At 52.7% G+C, this 13,196-nt stretch carries 14 protein-coding genes; 12 read left to right on the top strand and 2 right to left on the bottom strand.

Annotation, left to right across the window (positions count from 1 at the left end):
- Positions 1–309: 309 nt before the first annotated feature.
- From glyA to QOT07_RS19185, 5 genes are all read left to right on the top strand, one after another.
- A complete protein-coding gene (gene glyA / locus QOT07_RS19205; protein WP_099062681.1) occupies positions 310–1,563 on the top strand; it encodes a serine hydroxymethyltransferase in 1,254 nt (417 codons plus the stop codon).
- A gap of 282 nt (positions 1,564–1,845) precedes the next feature.
- Positions 1,846–3,030, top strand: coding sequence for a NupC/NupG family nucleoside CNT transporter (locus QOT07_RS19200; protein ID WP_099062680.1), 1,185 nt, complete (start codon positions 1,846–1,848; stop codon positions 3,028–3,030).
- An 82-nt stretch (positions 3,031–3,112) separates the two neighbouring features.
- The gene (locus QOT07_RS19195; RefSeq protein WP_219016801.1) at positions 3,113–3,856 is read left to right on the top strand and encodes a glutamine amidotransferase; all 744 of its coding nucleotides are present in this window, start codon (positions 3,113–3,115) and stop codon (positions 3,854–3,856) included.
- A 1-nt stretch (position 3,857) separates the two neighbouring features.
- A complete protein-coding gene (gene cdd, locus QOT07_RS19190) occupies positions 3,858–4,286 on the top strand; it encodes a cytidine deaminase (protein ID WP_261416967.1) in 429 nt (142 codons plus the stop codon).
- 153 nt (positions 4,287–4,439) lie between these two features.
- Positions 4,440–5,591, top strand: a complete 1,152-nt coding sequence (locus tag QOT07_RS19185) for a 3-phenylpropionate MFS transporter (RefSeq protein ID WP_283603768.1) — start codon at positions 4,440–4,442, stop codon at positions 5,589–5,591.
- Here the strand turns inward: QOT07_RS19185 and csiE are convergent.
- Complete coding sequence (gene csiE / locus QOT07_RS19180; RefSeq protein WP_283603767.1) at positions 5,588–6,853, bottom strand: stationary phase inducible protein CsiE; 1,266 nt, start codon at positions 6,851–6,853, stop codon at positions 5,588–5,590. The genes QOT07_RS19185 and csiE overlap by 4 nt on opposite strands.
- Before the next feature lie 177 nt (positions 6,854–7,030).
- Here csiE and QOT07_RS19175 point away from each other — a divergent pair, with 177 nt between their 5' ends.
- Positions 7,031–7,666 (top strand): DUF1007 family protein, encoded by a 636-nt coding sequence (locus QOT07_RS19175; RefSeq protein ID WP_232519018.1) that lies wholly within the window; start codon positions 7,031–7,033, stop codon positions 7,664–7,666.
- Positions 7,657–8,679, top strand: a complete 1,023-nt coding sequence (locus QOT07_RS19170; protein ID WP_099062675.1) for a nickel/cobalt transporter — start codon at positions 7,657–7,659, stop codon at positions 8,677–8,679. Before QOT07_RS19175 ends, QOT07_RS19170 begins: the two co-directional genes overlap by 10 nt.
- A 63-nt stretch (positions 8,680–8,742) precedes the next feature.
- Here the strand turns inward: QOT07_RS19170 and suhB are convergent, their stop codons facing one another.
- Entirely contained in the window at positions 8,743–9,546 is an 804-nt protein-coding gene (gene suhB / locus QOT07_RS19165) for an inositol-1-monophosphatase (RefSeq protein WP_085118289.1), read from the bottom strand.
- A gap of 119 nt (positions 9,547–9,665) precedes the next feature.
- Between suhB and trmJ the strand changes: the two genes are divergently transcribed.
- From trmJ to iscA, 5 genes are all read left to right on the top strand, one after another.
- The gene (gene trmJ / locus QOT07_RS19160) at positions 9,666–10,400 is read left to right on the top strand and encodes a tRNA (cytosine(32)/uridine(32)-2'-O)-methyltransferase TrmJ (RefSeq protein WP_085118287.1); all 735 of its coding nucleotides are present in this window, start codon (positions 9,666–9,668) and stop codon (positions 10,398–10,400) included.
- A 194-nt stretch (positions 10,401–10,594) separates the two neighbouring features.
- A complete protein-coding gene (iscR, locus tag QOT07_RS19155) occupies positions 10,595–11,089 on the top strand; it encodes a Fe-S cluster assembly transcriptional regulator IscR (protein WP_085118285.1) in 495 nt (164 codons plus the stop codon).
- Positions 11,090–11,143: 54 nt separating this feature from the next.
- On the top strand, positions 11,144–12,358 hold the full coding sequence (locus QOT07_RS19150) for an IscS subfamily cysteine desulfurase (protein WP_085118284.1): 1,215 nt from the start codon (positions 11,144–11,146) through the stop codon (positions 12,356–12,358).
- 24 nt (positions 12,359–12,382) lie between these two features.
- The gene (gene iscU, locus QOT07_RS19145; RefSeq protein WP_012146333.1) at positions 12,383–12,769 is read left to right on the top strand and encodes a Fe-S cluster assembly scaffold IscU; all 387 of its coding nucleotides are present in this window, start codon (positions 12,383–12,385) and stop codon (positions 12,767–12,769) included.
- A 55-nt stretch (positions 12,770–12,824) separates the two neighbouring features.
- Entirely contained in the window at positions 12,825–13,148 is a 324-nt protein-coding gene (gene iscA / locus QOT07_RS19140) for an iron-sulfur cluster assembly protein IscA (RefSeq protein WP_085118282.1), read from the top strand.
- Positions 13,149–13,196: the final 48 nt, after the last annotated feature.

The following is a 13,196-nucleotide window of genomic DNA, read 5'->3' as shown; positions in this document are numbered from 1 at the left end:
GTTTTAACGCATCCTAACGGTTTCTGCCTTGGCTGTAAATACCCCTGTTTTTGTTGCGGGGTCGTTAAGCGACGATCTTGCTCACAGAACATGAAAAAACCGCATGCTCAGTATGAGTAAAAGTCCGTTGTCGAATGGGGTGGTTTATCGGATCAAAGCCTTGCTGCGCCTAATGCCAATCGTTTGCGTAAAAACCTCTGTCAAGGCCTATCCTCAGTGGGGCGAAACAGTTTACACTGTGGGCCAGAACCCAACCGGGTAGTTATTTGGTGATTTTTTAGTTAGCCGATTTAAGTCAGGAGAAGCCGGATGTTAAAGCGTGAAATGAACATTGCTGATTACGATGCCGAACTGTGGCGTGCAATGGAGCAAGAAGTGGTGCGTCAGGAAGAGCACATTGAGCTGATTGCATCTGAGAACTACACCAGCCCGCGCGTAATGCAGGCTCAGGGTTCCCAGTTGACCAACAAATACGCTGAAGGTTATCCGGGCAAGCGTTATTACGGCGGCTGCGAATATGTGGATATCGTTGAGCAACTGGCAATCGACCGTGCCAAAGAGCTGTTCGGTGCTGATTACGCCAACGTTCAGCCACACTCCGGTTCCCAGGCGAACTTCGCCGTTTATACCGCGCTGCTGCAGCCGGGCGATACCATTCTGGGGATGAACCTGGCGCACGGTGGCCACCTGACCCACGGTTCTCCGGTTAACCTGTCCGGCAAACTGTATAACGTGGTGCCTTACGGCATCGACGAAAAAGGTCAAATCGACTACGAAGATCTGGCTAAACAGGCACAGACTCATAAACCAAAAATGATCATCGGCGGCTTCTCTGCCTTCTCCGGTATCGTTGATTGGGCAAAAATGCGTGAAATCGCCGACAGCATCGGCGCCTACCTGTTTGTTGACATGGCGCACGTTGCGGGCCTGATTGCCGCCGGCGTTTATCCGAACCCGGTCCCTCACGCGCATATCGTGACCACCACCACCCACAAAACCCTGGCGGGTCCGCGCGGCGGCCTGATCCTGGCGAAAGGCGGTGATGAAGATCTGTATAAAAAGCTGAACTCCGCCGTGTTCCCTGGTGGTCAGGGCGGCCCGCTGATGCACGTGATCGCCGGTAAAGCGGTGGCGCTGAAAGAAGCGATGGAGCCTGAGTTCAAGATTTACCAGCAGCAAGTGGCCGATAACGCCAAAGCTATGGTGGAAGTGGTTCTGCAACGCGGCTACAAAGTGGTTTCCGGTGGCACCCATAACCACCTGTTCCTGCTGGACCTGGTTGACAAGAACCTGACCGGTAAAGAAGCTGACGCAGCCCTGGGCCGTGCCAACATCACCGTGAACAAAAACAGCGTGCCAAACGATCCCAAGAGCCCGTTCGTCACCTCCGGTGTGCGTATCGGTACTCCGGCTGTGACTCGCCGCGGCTTTAAAGAAGCTGATGTGCGTGAACTGGCCGGCTGGATCTGTGATGTGTTGGACAACATCAATGATGAAGCCACCATCGAACGCACCAAGAAGAAAGTACTGGATATCTGCGCCCGCCTGCCGGTTTACGCATAATTCCGCTTTCTCGCTAAAAAACGCTCAGGCGTCATGCCGGTCACTTAGGTGACCGGTTTTTTTTTACCTGCTGTCGACGGTGGTAGATCCAACGTCGTATATATGTTTCCGTCATTAATATTAGTTATTAATATATTTAATAACAACAGGCTGTGATATTTATCGCCTTTTAATTAATTGCATTGTGCTGAGGGCGTGTTATGTGATGTGCGTCTATATGATTGTTATTTACTCTCATGGTATACCTTAATAAAGGACGATTATTATACTATGGAGTGTCGTATGACGCAGGTTATTCATTTTGCTCTCTCTTGTCTGTTAGTAACGGTAATGGCATTGCTGGTGAGCCATAACCGAAAGTTAATTAAGGTTCGTTATATTATCCAGCTGCTGGTGATAGAAGTCTTACTCGCCTGGCTATTTCTCCGTTCTGATATTGGCACCGGCTTTACCGCACAGGTTTCTACGGTGTTCAATGGGTTGATGCTGTTTGCCGGCGAAGGCACCGATTTCTTATTTGGTGGAATGCGAGCGCAAGGGTTGGCATTCTTCTTCCTTAATGTGTTATGCCCGATTATTTTTATTTCTGCATTGATCGGTATTATTCAGCATATCAATCTATTGCCGATTATTATTAGGGTGGTGGGGACGGTATTGTCCAAAGTCAACGGTATGGGCAAGCTGGAATCTTTTAATGCCGTCAGTGCATTATTGCTTGGGCAGTCGGAGAACTTTATCGTCTATAAAGATGTGCTGGGCAAGATGTCTGAAAACCGTATCTACACCATGGCGGCTACTGCAATGTCAACCGTCTCGGTGTTTATGGTCGGCGCCTATATCAATATGGTTGATGCCCGATATGTCGTGGTGTCATTGATTCTGAATATGTTTAGCACGTTTATTGTGCTGTCACTGATTAATCCCTATCGCGTCGATTTGGAAGAAGAAGTTCAGATGCAGGATCTGCATCGCGGACAAAGCCTCTTTGAAATGCTGGGCGAATATATTCTCGCCGGCTTTAAGGTAGCAGTAATCATTGCAGCGATGTTATTGGGGTTTATTGCCCTGATCGCTGCCATCAATGCGTTGTTTAGCAGCCTGTTTGGCATCAGCTTCCAAGGATTACTGGGCTATCTGCTTTATCCTTTTGCCTGGATCCTTGGCGTACCGGCTCATGAAGCGCAGCAGGTTGGCAGCATCATGGCGACCAAAATTGTGGCCAACGAGTTTGTCGCCATGACTGACTTGCAACAAATCAAAGCTGCGTTGTCGCCACGCGCTGAAGGGATCTTGTCGGTGTTCCTGATCTCCTTTGCCAACTTCACCTCGGTGGGCATTGTGGCGGGGGCGATTAAAGCACTGAATGAGCAACAGGGGAATGTGGTTTCCCGTTTCAGTCTGAAACTGCTGTATGGCTCAACGCTGGTGAGTTTTTTATCGGCAGCGGTAGCCGGATTAGTTATTTAAAACGCCAGCTAGCCTCTTTCCAGGCCAGAAGTTATTTCTTTCCGACAGAGTTTAAAATCGACAGACATAATGAGGTATTACCATGAGGGTTTTGTTTATTGGTGAGTCATGGCATATTCACATGATCCACTCTAAAGGCTTTGACAGTTTTACATCGAGTAAATATGAAGAGGGCGCGGAGTATCTGTTGTCCTGTTTACGCGGCGCGGGGATGACTATCGATTATATGCCGGCGCATACCGTGCAAACTGCCTTTCCGCAAACGTTGGACGAACTGCTAATTTATGATGCTGTCGTGATTAGCGATATCGGCAGCAATACCTTCTTATTGCAAAATAAAACCTTTTATAAAATGGAGGTGATGGCCAATGCCCTGTCATTGATAAAAGACTATGTCGCCATGGGGGGCGGAGCATTAATGATAGGCGGTTATCTTTCCTTTACCGGTATAGAGGCTAAAGCAAATTATAAAAACACCCTCCTTGCCGAAGTGTTGCCGGTTGAAATGTTAGACCATGACGACCGTATTGAATTACCGCAAGGCTGTAAACCACTCACGCTGAGCCACAGTCATGAGATCACCCGTGATTTAAATGAATGGCCGATTTTGCTGGGATATAACAAATTTATTGCCAAACCTGGCAGCGAAACATTAGCCGAGATTAACGGTGACCCCTTGCTGGTGGTTGGCAAGTATCAGAAGGGGCATGTTGCCTGTTTTGCCAGTGATTGTTCGCCACATTGGGGCGGACCGCAATTTATGCAGTGGGAAAACTATACCGCCTTCTGGTGCAATTTAATGAATTCAATCAAAAGGAGAAATTGAAATGGATGACAAAACCAAGATACAAGAAATGATTGCTGCGGCCTCCCGAGCCAGGGAGTTTTCCTATGCCCCTTATTCTAATTTTACCGTGGGTGCGGCATTGATGACCAAGAGCGGTAAGGTGTACAGCGGCTGTAATGTCGAATCTGTTTCCTATTCGCCCACCACCTGCGCAGAACGCGTTGCTATTTTAAAAGCCGTTTCTGAAGGCGAGCGCAGTTTTGAAATGATTGTGGTGATCGGTGGTCCCAGAGAGGGTGAAAGCAAGGCTAAAGGCTATTCCGGGCCATGCGGTGTGTGTCGTCAAATGATCTATGAGTTTGGCAAGGACACCAGGGTTATTATTGCCAACAGCCTGGATGAATACTACGTACACGACATCTCGGAGCTTTTCCCCTTTGGGTTCGGTCCGGACCATTTATTAGGGTAAATCGCCGACCCTCCGTCATAGGGGCGCTGCAAGTTGCGCCCTGATTCCGGGCATAAACTGTGAACTGCATTGCACTCTATCCCTTTGAAGGTGAATGAACATTGCTAGCCAATGTGACCTCTGTCAAAGTATCGCCCTCACACCGGAGGGATCATGGTTCTGCAATCTACGCGTTGGCTAGCTCTCAGTTATTTCACCTATTTCTTTTCTTACGGCATCTTCTTACCTTTTTGGGGCGTTTGGTTAAAAGGTGAAGGCATACCGCCTGAAACCATCGGTATTCTGCTCGGCGCCGGTCTGGTTGCGCGCTTCCTCGGTAGTTTGTTGATTGCCCCTCGGGTAAAAGATCCCTCTCATCTGGTGACGGCATTACGCCTGTTGGCGTTACTGACGCTGGCTTTTGCCATTGGGTTCTGCTTTGGCAACGGCTGGGGCTGGATGATGTTGGTGATCGCCGGCTTCAACCTGTTCTTTTCGCCGCTGGTACCGCTGACCGATGCGCTGGCCGGCACCTGGCAAAAACAAATTACCCTGGATTACGGCCGGGTCAGGCTATGGGGCTCGCTGGCGTTTGTGATTGGCTCGGCGCTGACCGGGCAAATGGTTTCCGTCTGGGGCCATAACGCCATCCTCTACAGCCTGATCATCAGCATACTGGTGATGCTGTTGGGCATGATGCTGAAACCAAGCGTGATGCCACAGGGCGAGGCGCGGACCCATAGCGAAGCCGACCGTTCACTGTGGGAGATGCTTAAGGAAGGGCCTGTCTGGCGCTTCCTGTTGTGCGTAACCCTGTTGCAGGGCGCACATGCCGGTTATTACAGTTTCGGTTCTATCTACTGGCAGGAAGCGGGCTATTCAGCTTCGACCATTGGCTACTTGTGGTCGCTGGGCGTGGTGGCGGAAGTGATTATTTTCGCCAGCAGCAATTTCCTGTTCCGTCGCTGGAATGCACGCAATCTGCTGCTGCTCTCCGCCTGCTGCGGGATCCTGCGCTGGGGCCTGATGGCCAGTAGCACCGAACTGGGGTGGTTGCTGGTGATCCAAATTCTGCACTGTGGCACCTTTACCGTTTGCCATCTGGCAGCGATGCGCTTTATCGCCGCGCGCAAGGGGCCGGAAGTGATCCGACTGCAGGCGGTCTACTCGGCGCTGGCGATGGGCGGCGGCATTGCGATTATGACGGTGATCGCCGGCTTCCTGTTTGAGCATCTGCAGGGGGGGGTGTTCTGGGTGATGGCGGCCGTGGTGGTGCCGGCGCTGTTTATCCGCCCGCCGGCGGTTGCAGTCAGCGACAGTCGTTAAGAGGTTTCCAGCAGCGCACGGATGGCTTTGCGCTGCTGGCGCTCTAACGGCAATTCGGTATAAATCAGCGGCGGTTGCGGTTCAGCGTGCGCAGTTGCATAAGGGGTGATCACCAATGTGACACCTTGCGGTGCACCGGAGTGCAGATAGTCGCGCAGCGGCAAATATTTGATGTTCAACGGCAGTAGCGTTAATTCACGGATCTGATATTCCACTTCCTCTTCCAATTGCGGGTTGTCCAGCGTCAGCAATAACACCTGCTTTTCCTGCAACGCATTGCCCTGCATCAACCAGGCACCGAAACTGATGGCGACCAGCCCGGCTTCCTCGCTGGAGAAATGAATGCTGTACTCCTGTTCGAGCGGTGCCAGTGCTTCCTGAGCGGTACGCATCAGGCGTGGATATTTGCGCTGCACTTCTTCCAGCAGCGAGTTATCGATGCCGATCTCAAAGCGACAGCGTTCTACCGCCGGTGCCAGGTGGGCAAACAGTTGACTGATCAAGTCCTCTTTACTGCTGAAGGTCATGCCGGAAATCTGTTGGAAGCGTTCAACCATATTTTCAATCGCCGCCATCAATCGCAGATCTTCCGCTGAGTCGTTGCTGTGGTAGCTGTGGTTTTTCAGCATGGTGAACATTAACACCAGGAAGTCGCTTTCGCTCGCCTCGGGGGGCAGGACAAAAAGTTGATTCAACGCTTGATGCAGCCAGCCGGCGGCCTGATGCTCCGGCTTCTGATGCAGCCAGTCACGCTGGGCGGGGCTGAATGTCGGGTGCCGCTGACGTTGGGTTTCCCATGCGCAATAGCGCAGGTAGTGCTGCAGGAACTGACGATCGCGCCGATCAAAGCTGCGGTCGATCAGCGTTTCACACTCGCTGATACACTGCTCCAACTGCGGGGTCAGATCGGTGCTCAGCCCCAAAGCCTGCTGTAGCCAGTGGGAAAAATGGTGATCGATAAATTCCGGGCTGCAGCGCAGGGCTCGTCGCAACCAGTGGAGCAGGCAGAGGCGTTGGTTGAGCGCGCTGCCCCTGATCCGGTAACCTTCGTCGGGGTTGCCGTCGATCTCCAGATGGTGGAAACGCTGGATTTCACTGGCAACCTCGGCTATATCTTGCCGGGTGATGGGGGGGGCGACGCCATTAATTTGGCTGATAGTCTCCAGTTGTACTGCGGGCACCGGCGCATACAGCATCAATAACAGATGGCAGCGTCGTTGTTGACCGGAGAGCTCAGGCACGGGGCCAGTGTCCAGGCTCATATCACCTTCAGGCAGGTCACGTTTAAATTATCAATAAGCATAGCAAATGGCGCTGTGCGGCGTGGCAACGGCACCCGGTTTTACTTCGGCTTACAACTTTCGTCACAATTATTGGGCGGAATGGCGGTGGTTGAAGAACGGTTGATGTTACTTTATAACAATAATGAGTATCGTTTGATGATGAAGTTACGTTTTATTTTTGCCGGGTTTCTAACGCTATTCTGCACCGGCGCTGTCGCTCACCCGCACAGCTTTATTGATATGAACACCACCTTTGTGGCTAAGGATCAACAGCTGGTTGGCTTGAAAATGGTTTGGGTTATGGATGAAATCACCTCGGCGGATCTGCTGTACGATGCGGAAAATGCCAAAAACGACTCGGAAGTGTGGAAAAAGCTGGCGGCACAGGTGATGGCCAATGTCCTGGGGCAACACTATTTCACCGATGTCTATCGCGACGGCAAGCCGGTGAAATACCTGAATCTGCCAACGGAATATCACCTTTCGCGCCAGGGGCACCAGGCGGTGCTGGAATTTGTCCTGCCGCTGGCCGAGCCGCAGCCGCTGGCGGGCAAGCCGTTTGAGATCTCCACTTACGATCCCACCTATTTTGTCGATATGACTTATAAAGATAAAACGGCACTGCATTTGCCAGCGGAGATGACGGCGCAATGCAAGTTTAAATTGATGACGCCGAAGCCGGACAGCTCCCTGCAGGCCTATGCGTTATCCCTCGATAAGAATGATTCACCTGGTGAAGATATGGCGCTGGGACAACAGTTTGCCCAGCGGGTCAGCCTGCAATGTCAATAAACCTCACTCAACACACCCCGCGTAAGCGACACTGGGCTTTCAGCCTGTGGCCGTTGTTGCTGTTTGCGCTGTTGCTGGCGCTGGGCGCCCAGTTGGTGTGGCACTATTGGCCGCAGCTGTTGATGCAAAGCGTGGTGTGGCAAAAAGGCCTGCATCAGCAGTTGGCTGGCCTGTTGCAGCAGGTAAAAGCGGCACCACAGCAAGCCGGGTTGGCGTTGATGTTGTTCAGTCTGAGCTATGGCGTGTTGCATGCGCTCGGCCCAGGCCACGGCAAGGTAGTGATCGCCACTTATCTGGCCACTCATCCGGCGCGGCTGAAAAGCAGCCTGAAACTGACCTTTGCCGCTTCACTGGTTCAGGGCTTGGTGGCGATCGTCCTGGTGACGCTGATGCTGGTGGTACTGCAATTGTCGTCCCGGCAGCTGCATCAGAGCAGTTTCTGGATGGAGAAGGGCAGTTTTATTCTGGTGATGCTGCTTGGGGTGTTGCTGAGCTGGCGAGCGCTGAAGCGTTTGTATCACGCGGTGAAAGCCATGCGTCCCTCTCCGGCTCTGCGTATCAACAGTCTGCAACCGCTACCGGCGGATCATGTTCATAGCGACCATTGCGGCTGTGGTCACCGCCATATGCCGAGCGACAGCGAACTGCAGGCGGGGAGTGACTGGCGTACGCAGACCGCCATCGTGTTGGCGATGGGGATGCGGCCGTGTTCAGGCGCAATACTGGTATTACTGTTTTCCAAGGTGATTGGCGTGTTTATCTGGGGCGTTTTTTCGGCGTTGGCCATGGCGCTGGGCACCTCGCTGACCATTTCATTGCTGGCGTTGCTGGTACATTACAGCCGTCGGTTGGCGGTGCGTCTCAGCCGTTCACGCGCGCCCGCGGCCTGGAGCGCAGTCGCCTGGGGTTCGCTGGCGCTGGCCGGTGGCCTGATACTGTTGTTCGCCGGGGTGTTGCTGTATGTCACTGCCCAGTCGGAATTCATCGGTGGCATCCGGCCTTTCTCCCGCTGACCGGCATAAAAAAAGCGCTGCAAATATTGCAGCGCTTTTTCTTTATTCATTCACTTCGCGATATTAACGCTTCAGCGCTTCGCTCAGTTCTTCCCGCATGGTGGAAAGCATGGCTTTCACTACGCGCGGGTTACCGGCTACCACGTTGCCGGAGCTGAAGTGGTTGTGGCCGCCAACAAAGTCGGTCACCAGGCCGCCAGATTCGCGCACCAGCAGTTCACCCGCGGCGAAATCCCATGGCTTCAGGCCAATTTCGAAGAAACCGTCAACGCGGCCGGCGGCCACATAGGCCAGATCCAGCGCGGCAGAACCGGTGCGACGGAAGTCGGCACACTGAGTGAACAGTTTGCCAACGATGTTGATGTAAGGGGTTGCGTGCTGCTTCACCTTGAACGGGAAGCCGGTTGCCAGGATGGTGCCATCCAGGTCTTTGGCGTTGGTACCGCGCAGACGGTAACCGTTGAGCTGTGCGCCCTGGCCGCGAGCCGCGGTGAACAGTTCGTTACGCATTGGATCGTAAACCACAGCCACTTCAGTACGGCCTTTGATGCGTACGGCGATGGAAACTGAGAAGTGTGGGAAACGTTTGATGAAGTTTGATGTGCCATCCAGTGGATCGATCACCCATTGTACATCTTTATCTTCGCCGACTAATTCGCCGCGTTCTTCGGTAACAATAGAATGTTGCGGATAGGACTTGCGAATGACGTCGATGATCAGATGCTCTGCATCGCGATCGACGTTAGTGACAAAGTCATTGGTCCCTTTCTGGCTCGCTTCTACAGCGTCCGGGGTTTCGTAGTTTTTGGCAATCAGGTTACCGGCCTTGCGCGCTGCGCGCACGGCGATCGTCAGCATCGGATGCATGGGTATCTTCCAACTAGGATGTTAAAGAACAGGAAACGGCGCGAAGTATAGCAGGTGTTCGGCAAAATGCCTACGGCTGTGTTAAGCTGCTGTGATTTTCCGCTACGCTCAGAGTTTGTATGCTGCATAACATCCGCATTGTTCTGGTAGAAACCTCTCATACCGGTAACATGGGCTCGACCGCCAGAGCCATGAAAACCATGGGATTAACCAACCTTTATTTGGTTAATCCGCTGATAAAACCTGATTCTCAGGCGATTGCCCTGGCCGCAGGCGCCAGCGACGTGATCGGCAACGCCACCATTGTTGACACTCTGGATGACGCCATTGCCGGCTGCAGCCTGGTCGTGGGCACCAGTGCGCGTTCACGCACCTTGCCGTGGCCAATGCTGGAACCGCGTGAATGCGGCATACGCGCCGTGCACGAAGGTGAACATGCACCGGTCGCGCTGGTGTTCGGCCGTGAACGTGTCGGCCTGACCAATGATGAGCTGCAAAAGTGCCATTATCATGTCGCCATTCCTGCCAACCCGGACTACAGCTCGCTGAATCTGGCGATGGCCGTGCAGATCCTGGCGTATGAAGTGCGTGTGGCTTACCTCGATCGCCAACAGGTGGGCGCGCCGCAGCTGGAAGAAACCCCTTATCCGTTGGTGGACGACCTCGAACGTTTCTATCAACATCTGGAACAAACGCTGCAGCATAGTGGCTTCATTCGTCCGTCCCATCCGGGGCAGGTGATGAGCCGTTTACGCCGTTTGTTCACCCGCGCGCGACCGGAAGCTCAAGAGCTGAATATCCTGCGCGGCATGCTGACGTCTATCGAGAAACAGGATAAACATCAAGGTAATTAATTTGATGTGAAATGACGGCTGGCGGTAATAGTATTAGTTATCTAATGGTTATAATGTGTATTTTATATGCATATTATCTGGCTTAGTCCAAAACGTGCTAATACTTGAGTAAATTACTAGGTTAAATAGTTGACTGATTTACTCAGGAATGTCAGACTTTCGGCCATGTTTGACCAACAGGTAACCACTTAGCTATGAGACTGACATCCAAAGGCCGTTATGCCGTAACCGCTATGCTTGACGTGGCATTGCACTCCCAGGAAGGGCCCGTACCTCTGGCGGATATTTCTGAACGCCAGGGTATTTCGCTCTCTTATCTGGAACAATTATTCTCCCGTCTGCGTAAGAATGGCCTGGTGGCCAGCGTACGTGGGCCGGGCGGTGGTTATCTGCTGGGTAAAGACGCAAGTGAGATTGCCGTAGGTGCAGTTATCACGGCTGTCGATGAGTCGGTAGATGCAACCCGTTGCCAGGGTAAAGAAGGCTGTCAGGGTGGCGATCGCTGTCTGACTCATACCCTGTGGCGCGATCTGAGCGAGCGCATCAGCGGGTTCCTGAACAACATTACGCTGGCTGAACTGGTAAACAACCAGGACGTGCTGGTGGTGGCGGACCGTCAGAACAACGATACCCGTCGCACGGCCAACGGTCGTCAGCAAGAAACTATCAACGTTAATCTGCGCGCATAAGCAGCTGGCGATATTTTTTTAGTTTTTGGAAGTGATGTACGGAGCACAAGAGCAATGAAATTACCGATTTATTTGGATTACTCAGCAACGACGCCGGTTGATCCGCGCGTTGCTGAGAAAATGATGCAGTTTTTGACTCTGGACGGGACCTTTGGTAACCCGGCTTCCCGTTCCCACCGTTTCGGGTGGCAGGCGGAAGAAGCGGTAGATATCGCCCGTAACCAAATTGCTGAACTGGTTGGCGCTGACCCGCGCGAAATCGTGTTCACTTCCGGAGCCACCGAATCCGACAACCTGGCGATCAAAGGTGCTGCCAATTTCTATCAAAAGAAAGGCAAGCACATCATCACCAGCAAAACCGAACACAAAGCCGTGCTGGACACCTGTCGTCAGCTCGAGCGTGAAGGCTTTGAAGTGACCTATCTGGCACCGCAGAGCAACGGTATTATCAGTCTGCAGGCCCTCGAAGCCGCGATGCGTGAAGACACCATTCTGGTTTCGATCATGCACGTGAACAACGAAATTGGCGTGGTGCAGGATATCGAAGCTATCGGCGAAATGTGTCGTGCGCGCGGTATCATTTATCACGTTGATGCGACCCAGAGCGTGGGCAAACTGCCTATCGACCTGAGCAAGCTGAAAGTCGATCTGATGTCGTTCTCCGGCCACAAAATTTATGGCCCGAAAGGCATTGGTGCACTGTACGTGCGTCGTAAGCCACGTATCCGTATCGAAGCCCAGATCCACGGTGGTGGCCATGAGCGCGGTATGCGTTCCGGTACTCTGCCAGTCCATCAGATCGCCGGTATGGGCGAAGCCTACCGTATTGCCAAAGAAGAAATGGCGACGGAAATGGCACGCTTGCGCACGCTGCGTGATCGTCTGTGGAACGGCGTGAAAGATATGGAAGAAGTGTATCTGAACGGCGATCTGGAGCACGGTGTTCCTAACATTCTGAACGTCAGCTTCAACTATGTTGAAGGTGAGTCGTTGATCATGGCGCTGAAAGACCTGGCCGTATCCTCGGGTTCAGCCTGTACCTCCGCCAGCCTTGAGCCATCTTACGTGCTGCGCGCGTTGGGCATGACTGATGAATTGGCGCATAGCTCGATCCGTTTCTCTCTGGGGCGTTTCACCACAGAAGAAGAGATCGATTACACCATTCAACTGGTGCGTAAATCCATCGGCCGTCTGCGTGACCTGTCTCCACTGTGGGACATGTTCAAACAGGGCGTGGATATCAACAGCATCGAATGGGCACATCATTAATTCTCAGGATTCAGGAGCAAGGTCATGGCTTACAGCGAAAAAGTAATCGATCACTATGAAAACCCGCGTAACGTGGGTTCTTTCGACAACGAAGATCCGAGCGTTGGCAGCGGCATGGTGGGTGCACCGGCCTGTGGCGACGTGATGAAGCTGCAGATCAAAGTCAACAATGAAGGTATCATTGAAGACGCCCGTTTCAAGACTTACGGCTGCGGTTCCGCCATCGCCTCCAGCTCGCTGGTGACAGAATGGATGAAAGGCAAGTCTCTTGATCAGGCAGAAGCGATCAAAAACACCCAGATCGCTGAAGAACTGGAATTACCGCCGGTAAAAATTCACTGCTCTATCCTGGCCGAAGACGCCATTAAAGCAGCGATTGCCGACTACAAGAGCAAACATAGCGCCAAGTAATTATTTCTGAGTCATTTAGCCCGACCTTGGTTGGGCTTTGAAGTGTGAGGTTGTGATGTCAATTACCATGAGCGACAGCGCTGCGCAGCGTGTTCAGGCATTTATGGATAACCGCGGCAAAGGCCTTGGCCTGCGTCTGGGGGTGAGAACCTCTGGCTGCTCCGGGATGGCGTACGTGCTGGAATTTGTTGACGATATGAACGATGACGACATCGTTTTTGAAAACAAAGGCGTTAAGGTGATCATTGACGGCAAGAGCCTGGTCTACCTTGACGGCACCGAGCTTGATTTCGTTAAGGAAGGCCTGAACGAAGGCTTCAAGTTCAACAACCCCAATGTCTCAAGCGAGTGCGGCTGCGGCGAAAGTTTCAACGTCTGACAGTCCATCGTGCTCCCCCGCCAGCCGCGGGGGAACTTCATTCGATAA

Origin of the sequence: Serratia proteamaculans (assembly GCF_949794035.1) — a bacterium.
GTDB classification, from domain to species: Bacteria; Pseudomonadota; Gammaproteobacteria; order Enterobacterales; family Enterobacteriaceae; genus Serratia; species Serratia proteamaculans.
This window is presented reverse-complemented; position numbering and strand designations above follow the sequence as displayed.

What these genes read in the sequence shown, in the direction of transcription:
- glyA (WP_099062681.1), top strand. Translation starts at nt 310, where the DNA reads ATGTTAAAGCGTGAAATGAACATTGCTGATTACGATGCCGAACTGTGG.
- QOT07_RS19200 (WP_099062680.1), top strand. Translation starts at nt 1,846, where the DNA reads ATGACGCAGGTTATTCATTTTGCTCTCTCTTGTCTGTTAGTAACGGTA.
- QOT07_RS19195 (WP_219016801.1), top strand. Translation starts at nt 3,113, where the DNA reads ATGAGGGTTTTGTTTATTGGTGAGTCATGGCATATTCACATGATCCAC.
- cdd (WP_261416967.1), top strand. Translation starts at nt 3,858, where the DNA reads ATGGATGACAAAACCAAGATACAAGAAATGATTGCTGCGGCCTCCCGA.
- QOT07_RS19185 (WP_283603768.1), top strand. Translation starts at nt 4,440, where the DNA reads ATGGTTCTGCAATCTACGCGTTGGCTAGCTCTCAGTTATTTCACCTAT.
- csiE (WP_283603767.1), bottom strand. Translation starts at nt 6,853, where the DNA reads ATGAGCCTGGACACTGGCCCCGTGCCTGAGCTCTCCGGTCAACAACGA.
- QOT07_RS19175 (WP_232519018.1), top strand. Translation starts at nt 7,031, where the DNA reads ATGATGAAGTTACGTTTTATTTTTGCCGGGTTTCTAACGCTATTCTGC.
- QOT07_RS19170 (WP_099062675.1), top strand. Translation starts at nt 7,657, where the DNA reads ATGTCAATAAACCTCACTCAACACACCCCGCGTAAGCGACACTGGGCT.
- suhB (WP_085118289.1), bottom strand. Translation starts at nt 9,546, where the DNA reads ATGCATCCGATGCTGACGATCGCCGTGCGCGCAGCGCGCAAGGCCGGT.
- trmJ (WP_085118287.1), top strand. Translation starts at nt 9,666, where the DNA reads ATGCTGCATAACATCCGCATTGTTCTGGTAGAAACCTCTCATACCGGT.
- iscR (WP_085118285.1), top strand. Translation starts at nt 10,595, where the DNA reads ATGAGACTGACATCCAAAGGCCGTTATGCCGTAACCGCTATGCTTGAC.
- QOT07_RS19150 (WP_085118284.1), top strand. Translation starts at nt 11,144, where the DNA reads ATGAAATTACCGATTTATTTGGATTACTCAGCAACGACGCCGGTTGAT.
- iscU (WP_012146333.1), top strand. Translation starts at nt 12,383, where the DNA reads ATGGCTTACAGCGAAAAAGTAATCGATCACTATGAAAACCCGCGTAAC.
- iscA (WP_085118282.1), top strand. Translation starts at nt 12,825, where the DNA reads ATGTCAATTACCATGAGCGACAGCGCTGCGCAGCGTGTTCAGGCATTT.